We start from the raw sequence: 17,268 nt of genomic DNA on the forward strand, positions 1-17,268 counted from the left end.
GACCCGAGGTCATCCGTCCGGTGCCCGGCGGGCCGCGGCGGCGACCGCGAGCGTCATCGCCAGCGACAGGGTGCCGGCCAGCGAGCGGAAGCCGGCGTGGTCGGCCTCGACCACCTCGAGCTGGATCGAAGCGTTGGCCGCAATCGGCGAGAACGGACTGTCGGTGATTGCGATGACCGGAACCCCGCGGGCGGCGGCCTCGGCACAGAGTTCGACGCCGAGCGGCGTGTAGGGGTTGAAGCTGATCGCGACCAGTGCGTCCCGCTCCGAGGCGCCGGCGAGTTGGTCCGGTCCGATCGCTGCGACCTGGTCGACTGGCATCGCGCGGATGCCGAGCTTGCCGAGCGCATAGGCGAGGTAGTTGACGACCGGAAAGACACGCCGCAGACCGAGCAGATAGACCGTGTCGGCGCGGGCGATCAGGTCGGCCGCCCGGTCGATGTCATCGGTGGAGACCGTGTTGCGCAGGCGTTCGATCGAGGCGATCGCGGTTTCGGCGAACCCATTGAGCAGGCCCTCGGTGCCGCCGTCGTCGCTGCGGGCGTCGAGGCGGGCGAGGCGCTCGCGATAGTCGGGCCACTGCGACTTGAGCTGAGCCCGGAACACGTCCTGCAGGTCGGTGAAGCCGGCATAGCCCAGCGTCTGGGCGAACCGGATCATGGTCGACGGCTGCACCTTCGCCTGGTTGGCGACGGATGCCACGGTTCCGAAGGCGATCTCATCCGGGTTTTCCAGCGCGAAGGCGGCGACCTGAACGAGGCGGCGGGGCAGGGACTCCCGTCTGGCGATCAGGAGGTCCTTCAACCCGTCGAAGTCCCGCGGCGGGACGGTGTTGTTCCGTGTCTCGGTCATGGTTTGGTTGCGAAACGGGCGGGGATATGCCCCGCCCGCAACGACGAATTGATGGATGGCTGGGTCAGCCGCCGATGCAGGAGTCGACGTTGTCCGGTGTGCAAACGTCGAGACCGGTGTAGGTCGGGTCAGCCGGAGCCTCGCCGCCATCGGCCATCTGCTTGATCGCGTAGATGACCCGATAGCCCATCTCGAACGGACGCTGGCCGACCTGACCGGCGGACAGGCCCTCCTTCATCAGGTCGATCTGAACCGGCAGGGTGTCGGCGACGACGAGAGCGAGATGACCGCCGCCAATCTTGTCCTTGTGCTGCTCGGCGACGTTGCGATACGCGTCCGGCACGAACTGCGGGAATCCGCCGGTCGGCACGAAGGCATCGAGATCCGGATACTTGATCAGGATGTCTTCCATCTGCTGAACCGAAAGCGGGAAGTCGTCGTTCGTGTAGAGCGGGCAACCATCGACCTCGGTCCAGCCGTTCTGGCCGGTGAGGCGTTCTCCCGGAGGCTCGCCGCGATCGACGCCGGCAAGCGTGTCGCGAATGCCCTGCATGCGCTCGTTGTGGTTGGCCGCCGCGGCGCCGCCCGACTGGATGCAGATCGAGCCGCCATCCGGCTTGATCTCCTGGGCGAGCTTCGCCAGGTTCACACCGATGTCGTAGTTGTGCGTGCCGATATAGGCGGTACGCAGATGGGAATGCTCGGCGAGCAGGTCGCTATCCCAGGTGAGAACCGGAATGCCGGCTTCCATGGCGGCCGGCAGAACGCTGGCCATCGCCGCCGCGTTGGACGGCGCGACACCGATGCCGTCGACGCCCTTGGCGATCAGGTCGGCAACGATCTGAACCTGCTCGTCACCGCCGCCGTGCGCCGGCGGGCCGGTGAAGAAGCACTCGACCAGATGGGCGCCAATTTCCTCAACTGCCTTGTCGCAGCCCAACTTGGCCTGGTCGAAGAACGGGTTGTTGAGGTTCTTCGGAACCACGGCGATCACGAGCTTATCTTGAGCGCTGGCCGCACCGACGAAGAACGCGCCGGTCGCCATGGCTCCCGCCACAAGGGCGGCGCTGGCTAGTAGTCTTTTCATTTTCACTCCCTCCATTGCAAAGTTTGGCGCGGTAACACGCGTCACGCACGCCGCTGCCCGCGTATCTTCTCCAGAAGAACCGCGAGAACGATGAAGACGCCGACGAAGGCGCCTTGCCAGTTGGAGTCGATGCCCTCCATCAGGAGGCTGTTGCGGATGACCTCAAGCAGGGCCGCGCCGATCACGGCGCCATACACGCCACCTTCACCGCCCATCAGGTTGGCACCGCCGATCACGGTGGAAGCGATCACCCGCAATTCGTAAGCCTGGCCGGTGCTGTTGATCGCCGAGCCCTGCCAGCCGACCAGCAGGATGGCCGAGATCGCGGCGGTCACCGCCGAGAGGATGTAGGCCTGCGCCTTGACTCGATTGACCGGCACGCCGGTCAGTCGCGCCGCCTGTTCGTTGCCGCCGATCGAATAGAGATAGCGGCCCCATGTGCTGAACTTCAGGATGATGCCGACGAGGATCGAAAGCACCACGAGTGCCCAGAATATGTTGGACAGCTCCAGGAACTCACCGCCGCCGATATCCTTGAAGGCCTGGCCGTGGGGGCCGAAGTCATAGATCATCCGGTTCTGTGACAGGACGATCGCAATCGACCGGGCGAACGACATCATCGCCAACGTCACCACGAACGCCGATAAGCCGGCATAGGCGATCAGCAGGCCGTTGATCAGGCCGATCAGCACACCGGTCAGCAGCCCGGCGATCACGGCGATGTACCAGGTTGATCCCGCTTCGAGCAGCAGGCCGCAGACGACGCCGGTCACCCCCATGATCGAGCCGACCGACAGGTCGATGCCGCCGGTGATGATCACCGCGACCATGCCGATCGCCATGATGCCGATGATCGCGAAGTTACGCGTCATGTTGGCGAAATTGGCGGCGCTGCCGAAAGAGTCCGGTTGCCGTATGACCATGATGCCGATGATCAGGGCGAGGGCGACCGTAACCCAGAAGGGCTGGCTGGAGAGGACCCTCTCCAGCGGCGTCTGCTCCTTGATCGAAACGACGTCCTGAATGCGGACGTCGCCGATGTCCGGATGCGTCGCGCCAGATTCGGGTTCAGGCGGCATGGATCGCTCCGGTAATCAGGCCGGTGACTTCTTCCGGGCTCGATCGGGCCACCATTTTGTCGGCGACCTTGCGACCGCGGCGAAGGACGGCGACCCGGTCGCAGACTGCGAACACGTCGGGCATGCGGTGGCTGATCAGGACGATGGCGATACCCTGATCCTGGAGGCGGCGAATAAGATCGAGCACCTCGGCGACCTGCCGGACCGAAATGGCCGCCGTCGGTTCGTCCATCAGCACGATTTTGGCTTCCGACAACATGGTCCGCGAGATCGCCACGGCCTGCCGCTGCCCGCCGGACATGCGCCGGACCAGATCATGCGGCCGGGTCTCCGACTTGAGTTCGCCGAACAGCTCGCCGGCCCGTTCGCTCATGGCGCGCGACACCATGAACCGGAACGGCCAGATGCGCTGGAAGATCTCGCGGCCGAGAAAGATGTTGGCCGACGCGGTGAGATTGTCGCACAACGCCAGGTCCTGGTAGACGACCTCGATGCCCTTCTGCCTGGCCTCGATCGGCTTGTGGAAATGAACGGTTTCGTCCTGGAGGACAATGTCGCCGGACGTCGCGGGAAAGTTGCCGGCGACGATCTTCACCATTGTCGACTTGCCGGCGCCGTTGTCGCCCATCAGCCCGAGCACTTCGCCCGGTTCCAGGTCGAGGTCGACATCGGTCAACGCCTTGATGGCGCCGAAACTCTTGGAAATCTTTCGTAGCGAAAGAACTGGCACTTGGACGCGTTTCCGACTGGAATTCTTTGGTTTGTTTGGGCTCGTCGAACAACGAGCCGGCGCGACACTAGAATGTTCATTCCGGCATGTCTAGGCGAAGGTCCGTCCGTTCCGTTGTCGTCACCGGCGACGGAAGCCGAGACGAATGCAGCGCCTCCGTCTATGGTGGCGCGGCGTACCGAAACGACAAGGGGGGAGGAACCCGTGCCGAGTTTTCCGATCGTCGATGCCCATGTTCATCTTTACGACCCGTCGGCGATCACCTTCGCCTGGATGAAAGGGATCGCCCATCTCAATAAGCCGCATCTGCCGCACCATTACGACGAACGCAGCCATCCCGCGATTGTCGACGGGATCGTGTTCCTGGAGGTGGATGCCGCCAACGATGAGCACGTCGACGAGGCGCTGTGGGTCAGTGAACTTGCCAACAGCGAGTCGCGAATCCAGGCGATGGTTGCCTCGGCGCCGCTGGAGCGCGGACCCGCCGCGGTCGAGTCCGATGTCGCGACGATTGCCAAGCTGCCGCTCGCGCGCGGCATCCGCCGGCTGATTCAGCCTTATGTCGATCAGCCTGGCTGGTGCCTGCAGCCCGACTTCGTCGCCGCGGTCCAGATGCTGCCGGACTACGACCTCAGCTTCGATATCTGCATCTACCATCCGCAGATGGCCGACGCGATCGAGCTGGTGCGGCAGTGCCCGAACGTCCGCTTCATGCTCGACCACATCGGCAAGCCGGGGATCAAGGACGGGATCAGGGAGCCGTGGTGGAGCCAGATGCGCGAACTGGCGGCGCTGCCCAACGTGACGTGCAAGATTTCCGGGGTGGTGACCGAGGCGGATCGCGAGGGGTGGACCTATGACCATGTCGCGCCCTATGTGGCGCATGCCATCGAGTGCTTCGGTTTCGACCGGGTGGTGTTCAGCGGCGACTGGCCGGTCGTCGAGCTGGCGAGCAATCTGGTGGACTGGATCGGTGTCGTCGATCGGGTCACGGAAGGCGCGAGCCAGGAAGACCTGCGCAAGCTCTATCGCGACAACGCTATCCGCTTCTACCGCATGTGACGGGCGGGTGAGCGGCTCATGGTTGACGGGTGTTCCATCCGCCGGTTCGCGCCGGCTGACCTGAAGCGGCTGCACGACATTCGCGCCGCGGCGTACCAGCCGGTCTTTCGCTCCTTTCGCGAACTCGTGGGCGTGCCCATTGCCGGCGTGGCGCTCGCCAATCTGGAACAGGAACAGGCCGACTACCTCGACACACTGTGCGGCCCGAACTCCGATCGCGAGGTCTATGTCGTCGAGGAGGGCGGACGGATCGTCGGCTTCTATGCGGTCGCCCTGAACGGACAGACCAAGGTCGGCGAGCTCGACCTGAACGCCGTCGATCCGGACTGCCAGGGTCGCGGTATCGGCTCCTGGATGTTCGGCCGCGCCCTCGACCGGATGAAGGAGGCCGGCATGAAGGCCGCGACGGTCGGCACCGGCGGCGACGCCAGCCACGCGCCGGCGCGCCGGGCCTACGAAAAAGCCGGCTTCGGCCCGTCGATCCCCAGCGTCTATATGTACCGGACGCTGTAGGCTCGGTCCCCATAAATGGGATTCCGCTTCGCCTTAAGGTACCTGAGGCGGATGACGGCTCTCAGCCCGAAGTTGCTTAGGAGGAATAGATGGGCGTCGAGAAGGTTGGTTTTGTTGGTTTTCGCTCGGCTGATCTACAGGCCCTGCGTGAGGTTTTTGAAAAAGGTCTCGAAATGGTCCCTACCGACGCGTCGTCGGATCAGGTCGGATACCTTCTGTCGGATGGGACTCGCTTGGAGGCTTACGACCACGCGAACGCATTCCACAGCTTCTTCACGACGGGTCCGGTCGTAGGGTTTTCAGTTCCGCATTTCGAAAGAAGTTGGGAGCGGTTGACGCGGATCGGAGTTGAGCAACTCACCGATATCCAGTCCGAAGATGGGCGCCGTTGGGTGCACTTCCGACTTCCTGATGGAACGGTGGCGGAACTCATTGGCTCCTAAACATTCGTCAGCATTGCCGACATACACGGGTGGGGCACATGGGTAGAGTGTAGCAGATGAGACTAAACTAGGTAGTGAAGACTGCTCCGCTACGGTGTATGATCCCACGAGATCAAGCGAGTTGATCTGCAGGAGTGGTGTTTGTCCACGGCCGCATCCGACGAAAGAGGCGAGAGATGACGACGATTGTCCGAGCGCTCGTGTATGGTTTATTGGTACTTGTCTTTTCCGCCTCAGTTTCTCTGGCAACTCAGCCAGATCAAGATCTTTATTGTAATAATGGTTCACAGTGCTCGCAGGATTTCGATCTTCACCACGGGAATACGACGATAAAGGTTTGGTGTTTCAACAAGAGTATAGAAGCCGGCGGGGGCTCGGAAGAGAGTCCGATTAGAGTCCACTGTAAGTGGGTTGGCTGTGTAAATAGTAAGGATGGTACGGCTAGTTGTGATTGTACCTACGATGGCCACAAGAATGTTATGGCCACCGTCGTCGTACAAAATTGCTGCAATGTACAGGATGACTGCTAAAGCTAGAGGCAGTATCGCCGCCCAGCCTTCTCTTACGACACATCGGTGGGGGCGTCACGGCGCTCCGAGCCGCATCGTTGACCGGAGCGGGGCCTTTCCGGCAGACTGACGGGCAGTCGGAGAGGAGTCCGAAAACATGGCAAAAATCTTCTATCGGTAGCAGCTCTCGTTTTGGCCGTTGTGGTGGGCGATAATTCAGCTTCTTTCGCCGCCAATGCGGACATCGACTATAACTGTACGAATCCAGCACATTGCTATCCGGCACCTGAAGTCAATAAAGGTAAAACGATGATCCGGCTCTGGTGCTACGGCGATACTATGGTTGACGATCAGACGGGCGTTAACGCTAGTCGCGTCTATAAGTACAAGTGCGGCCATGCTGGCTGCGTCAAAACCAAAGACAAGACGTCTAGCTGTCTGTGCAACTTAACGGGGCACGCGACGCTTTACAACATGAGATGAGTAACTGCTGCACCGCGGACGACGCGCCAAGTCAGTACAAGTGCTGACGGGCTAGCTTGTTACCGGCACCTCGCAGCGCCCTTCACTTCGTCCGAAACCGGGCAAAGGCCCAGCGGAGGGCAGTGCCCAGGACGTCACCGCCCGCTCAGAAGAACGCGCCGATGCCGCGCCATACGACATAGAGCCCGACGGCGATAACGATGATCGCGAAAGCGTAGGAGAGGCCGGGCTTGCGCTCCGCGAGCCGCTTGGAGATGGTGACCCCGATCAGCCCGCCAACCGCGCCGCCGAGAATGAGCAGCGCGGCGATACCCCAGTCGACCAGCCCCGACAGCGCATAGTTGCCGGCGGTGGTGAAGCCGAAGGTGGTCACCGACAAGAGCGACGAGCCGACCGCGTTGAGGAGCGGCATGCCGGTGGAATAGACCAGCCCCGGCACGATCAGGAACCCGCCGCCGATGCCGAAGAAGCCGGCGAGGAAGCCGACGCCCAGCGCCACCGGGATGATTCGTGGCAGGAGTTGTCCGGCGGTTTCCCGGGTCAGTTCGACGTCGGGCTCGCCGACCTCGGCCGGCTTGCGGGCGATCGAGAATCCGACCGCGATCATCACCACGCCGAACAGCGCGAGCAACCGGTCGCCGTCGAACGCTTTGCCGGCAGTCGAGCCAAGCGCCGCTCCCGCGATGCCGAACACGGCGAAGGCGAGGGCGCAGCGTAGCTTGACGTTGCCGGAGCGGAAGTGGGTGGCAAGGTTAATCGCCGCGCTCGCCGCGACGGCGAACGCGCTGGTGCCGATCGCCACATGCGGGTCCCTGACCCCGACCACATAGACCAGCAGCGGCACCGCCAGCACCGAGCCGCCGCCACCGATCAGCCCCAGCGAAAAGCCGACCAGCGCGCCGGAGATCAGCGTCAGGATTTCGGGGGTGAAGCCCATGACCGGCGTCGGCCGATCAGGTCAGCCGCGTTCGGTCGGAAAACCCGCTCCCTTCCACGCCAGGATCCCGCCGGTCATGCAATAGGCCTCGCCATCGACCAGGGAGGCGAGGGCCGCCGCGTTGCGCTTGGTCCGTGCGCCGGAGGCACACAGGAACACGGTGGTCGCCTTGGGCAGGTCGGTCGCGGCACCGGCGGCGATCTCGGACAGGGGGAGGGCGATCGCACCCGGGATGCGCTCCGCCGCCTGCTCGTTCGGCTCGCGCACGTCGACCAGAATCGCGTCCTTGTCCAGCAGGGTGTGGGCGTCTTCGACGGTGATATCGGTCAGCGTGCGGTCGGTCATGGTTCGGTCCTCATGGGGCAGCCGTCGGGCCGCAATAGATGTTGCGCAGTGTCGTGAGCAGCTCCGACACGGTCGGGTCGGCGATGGTGTAATGCAGGGTCTGCCCGTCACGACGATAGCCGACGATGCCGCTCTCGCGCATTAACGACAGATGCTGCGACAACGCCGACTGGCTGAGCCCCACCGCGGTGGCCAGGTTGCCGACCGTCATCTCCCCCGCGCGGGCCAGTTCGCACAGCACCAGCAGGCGTCGCTCGTTGGCCAGCAGTTTGAGCATACGGGCGGCTTCGCCCGCCTGTTCGGTGAGCACGTGGATGTCGGCGGGGTCGGGTGCGAGCTGATTGTCCATTAGCGTTGACTAATTTAGAGATCGCTAATATATCGTGTCAACCCCCAGCCATGGAGTTTGTCCGATGACCGAGACCAATCGCCCCGACGTCGAGGCTTTTTTCGACGAGGCCACCAACACCGTCAGCTACCTCGTCCGCGATCCCGCCACCGGCAAGGCGGCGGTGGTCGATCCGGTGCTCGACTACGACCAGACCACCGGCAAGGCGTCGACGGCGTCGGCCGACGCCATCCTCGACGCGGCGAAGAAGAAGGGCGCCGACATCGTCTGGGTACTGGAGACCCACGCCCATGCCGATCACCTGTCGGCGGCGCCCTACCTCAAGCAAGTGACCGGCGCCAAGGTCGGGATTGGCGAGCACATCCGCGACGTCCAGAGGATTTTCCGGCCGGTGTTCAACATCGACGACGTCTCCGGCGACGGCAGTGAGTTCGATCGGCTGTTCGCCGACGGCGAGCGCTTCCGGATCGGTGACCTCGAAGCCGAGGTGATGCACACCCCGGGCCACACCCCGGCCTGCGTCTCGTACCGGATCGGCAACGCGGTCTTCGTCGGCGATACCGTGTTCATGCCCGACTTCGGGACCGCGCGCGCCGACTTTCCCGGCGGCGATGCGCGCACGCTTTATCGCTCGATCCAGAAGCTTCTCGCCCTGCCGCCGGAGACCCGCGCCTTCATGTGCCACGACTACAAGCCGGAGAGCCGCGACAACTATGCCTGGGAGACGACGATCGGCGCGGAGCGCAAGAACCGGCATCTGGTCGACGCCGACGAGGAGGCCTTCGTCGTCACGCGCAAGGCCCGCGACACGGCGCTGACGGCGCCGGTGCTGCTGCTGCCGTCGATCCAGACCAACATCCGCGCCGGTCAACTGCCGCCGGCGGAGTCGAACGGCGTCTCCTACATCAAGATTCCGGTGAAGCTGGCCTCCTGACCGCGCGCTCGGGCCAGGCCATGGCGCTCAAGCGAAGACGGTGAAGTCGCTCGCCTTCAGCTTGGTGCCCGGGTCGAGGATCGCGAACAAGTCCGCGTCCCCGCCGACCGCGCTGCCGGTCGGATCGTAGGACAACTCGCCGGTTGCCTTGTCGTATATGATCCGGTGGTCCGGCTTGGTCGCCTCCGGGCCCTTCTTGAACTGTGACTTCGGGAGAGGCCCTGGCGCAAGACCGCCGAAAATGGCGGCGTCGAGGAAGAACTTGTCCTTGCCGGACTCGAAGTTCTTCACCGTGTCCTCGTTGAAAAACGTCTCGGGCGCGGTATCGAACACAATCTTGTCCTTGCTGTTGCCGAGGACGAATTTGTCGTTGCCGAGGTCGCCATAGAGTTTGCCGGCCTTGCCGTCCTTGTTCTTGTAAACGTCGTGGCCCCAACCAAAATGGACCTCGCCGTCGATCGTGCCCTTGTTGACGATCTTGTCGTCGGCGCCTTTTGTTTCCACGTCGCCGTCGATCTTGCCTTCGTTGACAAGGTCCAGGCGGGTCCTGCCAGCGCCCGCGAGGATCGCAGTTCCGTCGACGCCTTTGATTTTCGCGCCTGACTGATTGACGACGATCGCGTCGCGATCCACATCGGTGTTGAAGTTCAGATTGATACCGATTCCGCCTTTGATCTTGCCATGGTTGTCGATCAGCGCCCCGGACGAGGCGTCCTCCAAGAGGTAGGCTACCTGGATAGCGCTTGCCGAACCAAACAGCGTGCCGTGGTTCTCGATTGTCAGCCCTTCGATGTCACCGACGACGACGATGGCATTCTGGCGACCCTCGATCAGACCCTTGTTGATGACTTCGACATTGTTCGCTCCTGATTGGAGCCACACGCCGGCTTCGCCTTCAATCTCGCCGCTCTTTTTGTTGACGATCTTCGCGTCAGCGCCGGACAGTTCGATCGCGGCGACCGCGCCAGCCGCGCCTGACTCGACGGTCCCTCTGTTGATGAGTTTGCTGTCCGCGAACGTACTGACGATGGCGGCATTCTGCTCGGAACGGACGAGAACTTCTGGATCGATCCGCCAGGTCTGGCCGTCCTTGTTGAATGCGATGGCGGGCGTCAGGTCGACGATCAGATCGGTGCTTTGGGTAGGCATGCAGGCGTCTCCGTTGTTAGCCCCGGGAGTACGCATAGGAACCGCTTCCACCATACAACCGCGCTGAGCGAGGAAACAACCGACGGCCACGCCGACGATCGGACCGCGATCGCGGTGGGTCGCCTTCCCTGTCTATCGGCGGCCGTCGCGGCGATGCCGAAGGCGCGGGAGTTGTTGAATTGTGCTGCGTGCTTCGAGGCTTCGCTTCGCGAAGCACCTCTGCATGAGGGCGTGAGATGTGGGTGGGGAGGTGGACCTCATTTACCGCCAACACCCAACTTCCTCATCCTGAGGAGCGAGGGCGGTAGCCCGAGCCTCGAAGGACGCACTATGTTTGGTGGCGACCGCACCTGTACACCGACGTCATGCCCGGACTTGCTCCGGGCATCCACGCGAACACCGTCGTCGGAAGGTGGGTGTCGCCGTTGCCGAAGACGTGGATGGCCGGGACAAGCCCGGCCATGACGGAGAGGGGGTGTGCCGACGTTGAGGCGAATTGGTACGGCGTCTTCAGCGCTTCCCGACGGATGGATGGGCCTTCATTTTTGTCAGCCGGTTTTTGGTTCTCTCGGAACTGCTACATCACGCGGCATCACGCGGCGTATGGGTTTGCCGCGTGGCACGAGCGTATCCCCAAACCCGACGTCATGGCCGGGCTTGTTCCGGCCATCCACGAAAGCCACAGTGCGGCTATGCGTGGCGCCTGGGTGTACATGATGACGAACCGGCCGAACGGGACACTTTATGTCGGCGTGACCAACGATATTGCCCGCCGCGTCCGGGAGCATCGCGACGGTCTGGTGGACGGTTTCACCAAGCGCTACGGCTTGAGGCGACCGGTTTGGTACGAGGCGCATCCGACGATTACCGGCGCCATCCGCCGGGAGAAAGCGATGAAGCACTGGCCGCGTGCCTGGAAGGTGCGGCTGATCCTTGGCGTGAACCCGGACTGGGACGACTTGGCCGACACCGTCGCGTTCGTTGGGCCGGTGCGCTAGAGGCAGTTGGTCGTTTCCGGCATCACCACACCGACGTCATGCCCGGACTTGCTCCGGGCATCCACGCGAACACTGTCGATGAGAGGAGGGCGTCGTCGTTGCCAAGACGCGGATGGCCGGGACCGCCTTTTTGATCCCGGGCGCTACGCTCCTCTCGCCCCGGCACCCCAACCGCTCATTCCCGCGCAGGCGGGAATCCAGAACGGCCGTTGCCATGGTGGCTCGAAAAGACTGAGTCCCCACCTGCGTGGGGACGATCGGCTCTGGGCATCTCGCCCACACGCCGTCCGCCCTTCGTCGACTCTGCTGATCGGTGCCATCCCGCCAAACGCCATGCCGGGCATCCACGCGCACACCGCCGTCGTCGACAATTCACGCCGCCACCTTGCCGATGTGGAGCGCATGCCCCACGGTGTCGCGCACGACAGCGACAGAGGAGGGCGCCGATGATTTTCGTGACACAGGGCCGGTACACCGAGCACGCCATGGCCGGCATGCTCGAGCGTCCGGAGGACCGCAGGAGCGTGTTCCTGCAACTACTCGCCGACGCCGATGTCCGGCTGATCGCCGACTACTGGACCATGGGCGAGTACGACTTCGTGATCATCGTCGAGGCCAAGGACGAAAAGACCTGGATGAACGTGCTCCTGCTTACCGCGGCGACCGGCGGCGTCTGTGATCTGCGCACCAGCGTTGCGATATCGCCGGAAGACGGCGAGGCGTCATTCGAAGCGGCGCGCAAGCTGCGGTCCTCCTTTCGCCCCGCCGGCGAACCGGAATAACCCAAACGCATGATCGACTTCCGGGGCCTGCCGCTTCCCGTCAACCTTCTTGTCCTCGTGGTGTCGGCGGCCCTGGTGTGGGCGGCCGGAACCCGACTGGCGCAGTATGTCGACGGGATCGCCGAGCGCACCGGCATCGGTCGCGTCTTCGCCGGGTTCCTGTTGCTCGGCGGGGTGACCTCGCTGCCGGAACTGGCGACGGTGGTCACCGCCGCCTACAACGATCATCCCAACCTGGCGCTCGGCAGCATCCTCGGCAGCGTGTCGATGAATGTGCTGCTGCTGGCGCTGGCCGATTCCCTGATCGGTCGGGACTCGCTGACCTCTGTCGTCGCCCATCCGGCAACGCTGCTGCAGGGGACTCTCGGGATTGTCCTGCTCGGTGTCGTCGGTGCCGGCATCGTGGTCGGCGAGGTGGAGCTGTTCGGCCTTGGCGGCTGGTCGTTGGCACTGGTACCGCTGTTCATCCTCGCGGTGTGGATGGCGTCCCGCTACGAGAACCGGCCGACCTGGGTGGTGGCCGAGGGAAGCGCCGTCAGCCGCGCCGCACCGAAGGAGCCGGAAGGCGCCGGTCACTCGCTGACCGGGTTGGTCGTTCGCTCGACGGCCGCCGGCCTCGTCATCCTGTTCGCCGGCTATGTCCTGGCCGAGACCGGCGACGCCATATCGGTTCAGACCGGCATCGGCCAGAGCATGGTCGGCTTCGTCCTGATCGGCCTGGTGACCTCGCTGCCGGAAATCAGCTCGATGGTCGGCGCCATCCGCCTTCATCGCTACGAGCTGGCGATTGGCGACATCTTCGGAACCAACCTGTTCGATCTGCTGTTGATCCCGATTGCCGACATCGCCTTTCGCCAGGGTGCGATCCTGTCGACCGCCGGCCGGTTCGAGACGCTCGCCGTCTTCCTCGGCATGATCCTGACCGCGATCTACGTCGTCGGCCTGCTCGACCGCCGCAACCGTACCGTCCTGCGCATGGGTTACGATTCGCTCGCGGCGATCCTGGTCTATTTCTTCGGCCTGTTTTTGCTGCAGACGATCGGCAGTGGGTGAGGGGACTTGTGGAAAAGCGGCGGGCATGTTGACCGGGCCGCAGCGGATGATGACCCTGACGCCATGACGCTCCATCTCATCAAGCTCTGCGTCGGCGTCGATACGGTCGACGATCTCGCCGTCTGGGTCGACCATCATGCGGCCGAGGCCCGCCGCGCCGGCAAGCCGCCGCGGCACGTCCATGTCACCCGCATGGTGCCGAAGCGCGCCGCCGACCTGCTCGACGGCGGATCGCTCTACTGGGTGATCAAGGGAAACATCCAGGTCCGCGAGCGCCTCATCGACATCGAGCCGTTCACCGACAAGGACGGCATTCACCGCTGCCGGATCGTGATGGAGCCGAAGCTGATCGTGACCGACTGGCAGCCCCGGCGTCCGTTTCAGGGGTGGCGCTACCTGAAGGCGGCCGATGCGCCGGCCGACCGGAAGCGCGGCAGCGGCAATTCTCTGCCGGCGGCGCTCGCCGCCGAGCTCGCTGAACTCGGTTTGCGCTAGCCGGAGACGTGGCCCGGCGGATTGTCGACCGGCACATTGTCGATCAGCCGGGTGGTTCCGAGCCATGCGGCAACGAGCAGTCGGAGGGGCTCTGACCGCACGTCGGTGACTTCCGCCAACGTATCCGCGTTGCGGAGCGCCAGGTAGTCGACGTCGTGCTCGACACCCAGGTGTCGCCGCGTCGCGGCCAGTGTCGCGGCGACGTCGGCGCCCGTCGCGATGGCTGTCGCGGCTGTCCTGAGGGCGTCGTAGAGGCCCGGGGCGACTGCTCGCTCCTCCGGGCTCAGGTACTGATTGCGGGAGGAAAGCGCCAATCCGTCGGGTTCGCGCACGGTCGGACAGCCGAGCACGTCGATCGGGATCGCCAGATCCGCAACCATCCGCCTAACCACTTGAAGTTGCTGGTAATCTTTCTCGCCGAAGACGGTCAGATCGGCGCCGGTAGCAAGGAACAATTTGGCGACGATCGTCGCAACCCCTTGAAAAAAATGAGGTCTGTGGTCGGTTTCGAGCCCGAGCGCCGGCCCGGAGACCGAAACCGTCGTCGCCGCCCCCTCAGGGTACATTTCCGCGACCGTCGGCATGAACGCCGAGTCGACTCCGGCCTCCGCTAACATATTGAGATCACGGTCGGAATCGCGCGGGTACGCGGCAAAATCCTCGTTTGGCGCGAACTGAGTCGGATTGACGAAGATCGACACGACCACCTGATCCGCATGCGCCTTCGCCTTTTCGATCAGCGCCAGATGCCCCTGATGGAGCGCCCCCATCGTCGCGACGAAGCCGGTGGTAAGCCCGGCTTTCCGCCATTCCGTCGTCCGGCGGCGTGCTTCCGCGATGGTTGTGTCGATCGGAACGGATGTCATCGGACGGGGCTTGAATCGATGTGATTACAGGGCCTTATACGGGAAACCGCAGGGTATTGACCAATTCTTCGCGATTGCCGCGCATCCTGCGACCCGGGCAATAGTCGATCGGAGGGGCCATGGCTGGGGGACCGAAGTCGCCGACATCGGCGCATCTGATCGTTCTCGGCAACGAGAAGGGCGGCTCCGGCAAGTCGACAACCGCGGTACATCTGATCGTCGCCCTGCTCAAGGCCGGCTACCGGGTCGCTTCCGTCGACACCGATAGCCGCCAGCTCTCGCTGACCCGCTACATCGAAAACCGGGCTCGATTCGCCCGCGAGCGCGGCATTCTCCTTGAGATTCCAACCCACTACGTCGCGCGGCTGGCGGCCGGCCAAACCGTCAGCGGGATCGAGGCGCAGGAATTCGCGAATTATGTCGACATCATCGACCGGGTCGAGAGCGACTTCGATTACGTGGTGGTCGATACACCTGCCAACGATTCGTATCTCATGCGTCTCAGCCACGCGATGGCGGACACGCTGATCACGCCGATCAACGACAGCCTCGTCGATCTCGATCTGCTGGGCGGCGTCGCTGACGGCGGAGACCAACCCAACCCGGCGGGGCATTACGCCGAACTGGTGGCCGCGGCGCGACGCCAACGCCAGCAGGTCGACGGTGTGCTGATGGACTGGATCGTGGTCCGCAACCGGCTGTCGATGCTGTCCTCCCGCAACCAGCAGACCTTGCTGTCAGCGCTCGAATCGCTTGCGGCCGTCCACAGCTTCCGCCTCGCGAATGGCATCTCGGAGCGCGTCGTGTTCCGTCAATTCTTCGCGAGCGGCCTGACCGCACTCGACACCCTCGACCTCGCCACGCAGGGCGTTGAGCCGACCATCTCCCATCTCGCCGCCCGGCACGAAATCCGCGATCTTGTCGCGATGCTGGGACCGCCGCCCGCCGAACGTGTAGAACGCGCCACGGTTCTCCCCGCAGCGGTGCCGCAATCGCGCCGTCAGTTGGCGTCGGTTGGCGAATAGCGGTTGCTTCGCGCGCTATCAGTGCCACATTTCCCATGAAGATAGGGGTCTGGCGCCTGGCGGCTCGCCGCCTGGTGCCGTGAAAAGGCACACTGGCCATGAGTTCCGAAAGCAAACGCACTCCGGTCGATCCAGGCGCGGCGAAGTCGCCGACCACCCGATCGGATCACAAGGATATCGATGCCTTCCTGAAACAGGCGCGGACGATCGGGGCGCCCGTCGAGGGCCGTGGGCGGCTGATCTTTGCCCTCGACGCCACGATGAGCCGTCAGCCGATGTGGGACACCGCCTGTCGCCTGCAGGCGGAGATGTTCGACGCTGCCGGCAAGACCGGCGGGCTCGACGTCCAGCTCGTCTACTACCGCGGCTTCAACGAATGTCGCGCAAGCCGCTGGGTCGGTGAGACCACCGCGCTCAGAAACCTGATGACCGGTATTCAGGTTCGCGGCGGACATACCCAGATCGGCAAGGTGCTCAGCCATGCGCGGCGGGAAACCAAAAAGCAGAAGGTCGGTGCACTCGTCTTCGTCGGCGACGCAATCGAGGAGCCGATCGATACGCTTGCCGCAAAGGCCGGCGAGCTGGGATTGCTGGGCTTGCGTGCCTTCATGTTCCAGGAAGGGCGCGACGCGATGGTCGAGCAGGGCTTCAGGGAGATCGCCCGCTTGACCGGGGGCGCTTACGCCCGGTTTGACACCAATGCTGCCGGCCAACTGGCCGAACTCCTGAAGGCGGCGGCGATCTACGCCGCCGGAGGTATCAAGGCTCTGGAGACGAAGGGTGGAAGCAGCAGCCGGCTTCTGCTCGAACAAATGCGATCGCGCTGATGGTATTCTATCTCTTCGCCGGTGTCGGTGCTCTGCTCGCGCTTCTGGCGCTCGGCCGGGCGTTCGTCGGTGCCGACCCGCAGGCACTGGTTCGCCTGTTCCGCTACATCCTCGGGATCGGCATGATCGTTTTCGGCGGCGTGCTGACCCTGGCGCGGCAGTTCGGTCTCGGACTGCCGTTGATCGCGCTGGGGGTATCCGCACTTAGCCTCGGCCGCATCGGACCGATCGATCTCGGTGGCGGACGCCGATCGTCGGGTCAGAAGTCGAAGGTCCGCTCGGCCTATCTCGAAATGGAACTCGATCACGATACCGGCGACATGGCCGGTCGGGTAATGGGCGGTGATTTCGAGGGCCGTTGGCTCGACGACCTCGACGTGCCGGAGCTTCAGACGCTGTCACGCGAGATATCGCGCGATGCGGAGAGCCTGGCCTTACTCGAGGCCTATCTCGACCGCCGAATCCCCGGTTGGCGAGAAGACGGTGAGGGCGATTCCGCAGCGGGGGCGGGCAGCCCGCCGAATACGGGCCCCATGACTGACGAGGAGGCCTATGAGATCCTTGGCCTTGCGCCCGGCGCCAGTGAATCCGAAATCCGCCGTGCGCACCGAACGCTGATGAAAGGTGTCCACCCCGATCAGGGTGGCTCGACGTTCCTGGCGGCGAAAATCAACGAAGCTAAGGACAGGCTTTTGAGCAGACATCGGTGAGTCCGTTACGCGTTACCAAAAGGACCCTGTACGCACCGGC

20 protein-coding genes are annotated in these 17,268 nt (G+C 63.8%); 11 read left to right on the plus strand and 9 right to left on the minus strand.

Annotated elements, in window-relative coordinates; translation table 11 throughout:
• Window positions 1-9: 9 nt before the first annotated feature.
• The 4 genes from ACO076_RS14385 to ACO076_RS14400 form a co-directional block, all read right to left on the minus strand.
• Window positions 10-852, minus strand: a complete 843-nt coding sequence (locus ACO076_RS14385; protein ID WP_421723527.1) for a MurR/RpiR family transcriptional regulator — start codon at window positions 850-852, stop codon at window positions 10-12.
• 64 nt (window positions 853-916) lie between these two features.
• Window positions 917-1,939 carry a sugar-binding protein gene (locus ACO076_RS14390; RefSeq protein WP_421723528.1) on the minus strand — a complete coding sequence of 341 codons (1,023 nt, stop codon included), beginning with the start codon at window positions 1,937-1,939 and terminating at the stop codon, window positions 917-919.
• Window positions 1,940-1,980: 41 nt separating this feature from the next.
• Window positions 1,981-3,018 carry an ABC transporter permease gene (locus tag ACO076_RS14395; protein ID WP_421723529.1) on the minus strand — a complete coding sequence of 346 codons (1,038 nt, stop codon included), beginning with the start codon at window positions 3,016-3,018 and terminating at the stop codon, window positions 1,981-1,983.
• Window positions 3,008-3,748 carry an ATP-binding cassette domain-containing protein gene (locus ACO076_RS14400; RefSeq protein ID WP_421723530.1) on the minus strand — a complete coding sequence of 247 codons (741 nt, stop codon included), beginning with the start codon at window positions 3,746-3,748 and terminating at the stop codon, window positions 3,008-3,010. The genes ACO076_RS14395 and ACO076_RS14400 overlap by 11 nt, the downstream gene beginning before the upstream one ends.
• A gap of 204 nt (window positions 3,749-3,952) precedes the next feature.
• Between ACO076_RS14400 and ACO076_RS14405 the strand changes: the two genes are divergently transcribed.
• The 3 genes from ACO076_RS14405 to ACO076_RS14415 all read left to right on the plus strand — a co-directional run bounded on the left by ACO076_RS14405 (window position 3,953) and on the right by ACO076_RS14415 (window position 5,766).
• Window positions 3,953-4,810, plus strand: coding sequence for an amidohydrolase family protein (locus tag ACO076_RS14405; RefSeq protein WP_421723531.1), 858 nt, complete (start codon window positions 3,953-3,955; stop codon window positions 4,808-4,810).
• 18 nt (window positions 4,811-4,828) lie between these two features.
• Entirely contained in the window at window positions 4,829-5,323 is a 495-nt protein-coding gene (locus ACO076_RS14410) for a GNAT family N-acetyltransferase (protein ID WP_421723532.1), read from the plus strand.
• A gap of 89 nt (window positions 5,324-5,412) precedes the next feature.
• A complete protein-coding gene (locus tag ACO076_RS14415; protein WP_421723533.1) occupies window positions 5,413-5,766 on the plus strand; it encodes a VOC family protein in 354 nt (117 codons plus the stop codon).
• Between the two features lie 1,137 nt (window positions 5,767-6,903).
• Here the strand turns inward: ACO076_RS14415 and ACO076_RS14420 are convergent.
• From ACO076_RS14420 to ACO076_RS14430, 3 genes are read right to left on the minus strand one after another with little or no spacing between them, the layout of a single operon-like run.
• Window positions 6,904-7,695 (minus strand): sulfite exporter TauE/SafE family protein, encoded by a 792-nt coding sequence (locus tag ACO076_RS14420; protein ID WP_421723534.1) that lies wholly within the window; start codon window positions 7,693-7,695, stop codon window positions 6,904-6,906.
• A gap of 21 nt (window positions 7,696-7,716) precedes the next feature.
• On the minus strand, window positions 7,717-8,040 hold the full coding sequence (locus tag ACO076_RS14425) for a rhodanese-like domain-containing protein (protein ID WP_421723535.1): 324 nt from the start codon (window positions 8,038-8,040) through the stop codon (window positions 7,717-7,719).
• A 10-nt stretch (window positions 8,041-8,050) separates the two neighbouring features.
• Complete coding sequence (locus ACO076_RS14430; protein WP_421723536.1) at window positions 8,051-8,389, minus strand: ArsR/SmtB family transcription factor; 339 nt, start codon at window positions 8,387-8,389, stop codon at window positions 8,051-8,053.
• 64 nt (window positions 8,390-8,453) lie between these two features.
• On the opposite strand from ACO076_RS14430, the gene ACO076_RS14435 reads away from it, so the two are divergent.
• Window positions 8,454-9,323, plus strand: coding sequence for an MBL fold metallo-hydrolase (locus ACO076_RS14435; RefSeq protein WP_421723537.1), 870 nt, complete (start codon window positions 8,454-8,456; stop codon window positions 9,321-9,323).
• 27 nt (window positions 9,324-9,350) lie between these two features.
• Here the strand turns inward: ACO076_RS14435 and ACO076_RS14440 are convergent, their stop codons facing one another.
• A complete protein-coding gene (locus ACO076_RS14440) occupies window positions 9,351-10,472 on the minus strand; it encodes a hypothetical protein (RefSeq protein WP_421723538.1) in 1,122 nt (373 codons plus the stop codon).
• 716 nt (window positions 10,473-11,188) lie between these two features.
• On the opposite strand from ACO076_RS14440, the gene ACO076_RS14445 reads away from it, so the two are divergent.
• The 4 genes from ACO076_RS14445 (at window position 11,189) to ACO076_RS14460 (ending at window position 13,800) form a co-directional block, all read left to right on the plus strand.
• On the plus strand, window positions 11,189-11,470 hold the full coding sequence (locus ACO076_RS14445; protein WP_421723539.1) for a GIY-YIG nuclease family protein: 282 nt from the start codon (window positions 11,189-11,191) through the stop codon (window positions 11,468-11,470).
• A 446-nt stretch (window positions 11,471-11,916) separates the two neighbouring features.
• Complete coding sequence (locus ACO076_RS14450) at window positions 11,917-12,252, plus strand: GYD domain-containing protein (RefSeq protein WP_421723540.1); 336 nt, start codon at window positions 11,917-11,919, stop codon at window positions 12,250-12,252.
• 9 nt (window positions 12,253-12,261) lie between these two features.
• Complete coding sequence (locus ACO076_RS14455) at window positions 12,262-13,305, plus strand: sodium:calcium antiporter (protein WP_421723541.1); 1,044 nt, start codon at window positions 12,262-12,264, stop codon at window positions 13,303-13,305.
• Between the two features lie 63 nt (window positions 13,306-13,368).
• A complete protein-coding gene (locus ACO076_RS14460) occupies window positions 13,369-13,800 on the plus strand; it encodes a DUF1489 family protein (RefSeq protein ID WP_421723542.1) in 432 nt (143 codons plus the stop codon).
• Here ACO076_RS14460 and panC read toward each other — a convergent pair.
• The gene (gene panC / locus ACO076_RS14465) at window positions 13,797-14,666 is read right to left on the minus strand and encodes a pantoate--beta-alanine ligase (protein WP_421723543.1); all 870 of its coding nucleotides are present in this window, start codon (window positions 14,664-14,666) and stop codon (window positions 13,797-13,799) included. The genes ACO076_RS14460 and panC overlap by 4 nt on opposite strands.
• Window positions 14,667-14,785: 119 nt before the next feature.
• On the opposite strand from panC, the gene ACO076_RS14470 reads away from it, so the two are divergent.
• The 3 genes from ACO076_RS14470 (at window position 14,786) to ACO076_RS14480 (ending at window position 17,228) form a co-directional block, all read left to right on the plus strand.
• On the plus strand, window positions 14,786-15,691 hold the full coding sequence (locus ACO076_RS14470) for a division plane positioning ATPase MipZ (protein WP_421723544.1): 906 nt from the start codon (window positions 14,786-14,788) through the stop codon (window positions 15,689-15,691).
• Between the two features lie 98 nt (window positions 15,692-15,789).
• Entirely contained in the window at window positions 15,790-16,518 is a 729-nt protein-coding gene (locus tag ACO076_RS14475) for a VWA domain-containing protein (protein ID WP_421723545.1), read from the plus strand.
• A complete protein-coding gene (locus tag ACO076_RS14480; RefSeq protein WP_421723546.1) occupies window positions 16,518-17,228 on the plus strand; it encodes a DnaJ domain-containing protein in 711 nt (236 codons plus the stop codon). The genes ACO076_RS14475 and ACO076_RS14480 overlap by 1 nt, the downstream gene beginning before the upstream one ends.
• Window positions 17,229-17,268 lie beyond the last annotated feature (40 nt).

The organism is Bauldia sp. (genome assembly GCF_965232525.1).
In the GTDB taxonomy this organism is placed as follows: Bacteria; Pseudomonadota; Alphaproteobacteria; order Rhizobiales; family Kaistiaceae; genus Bauldia.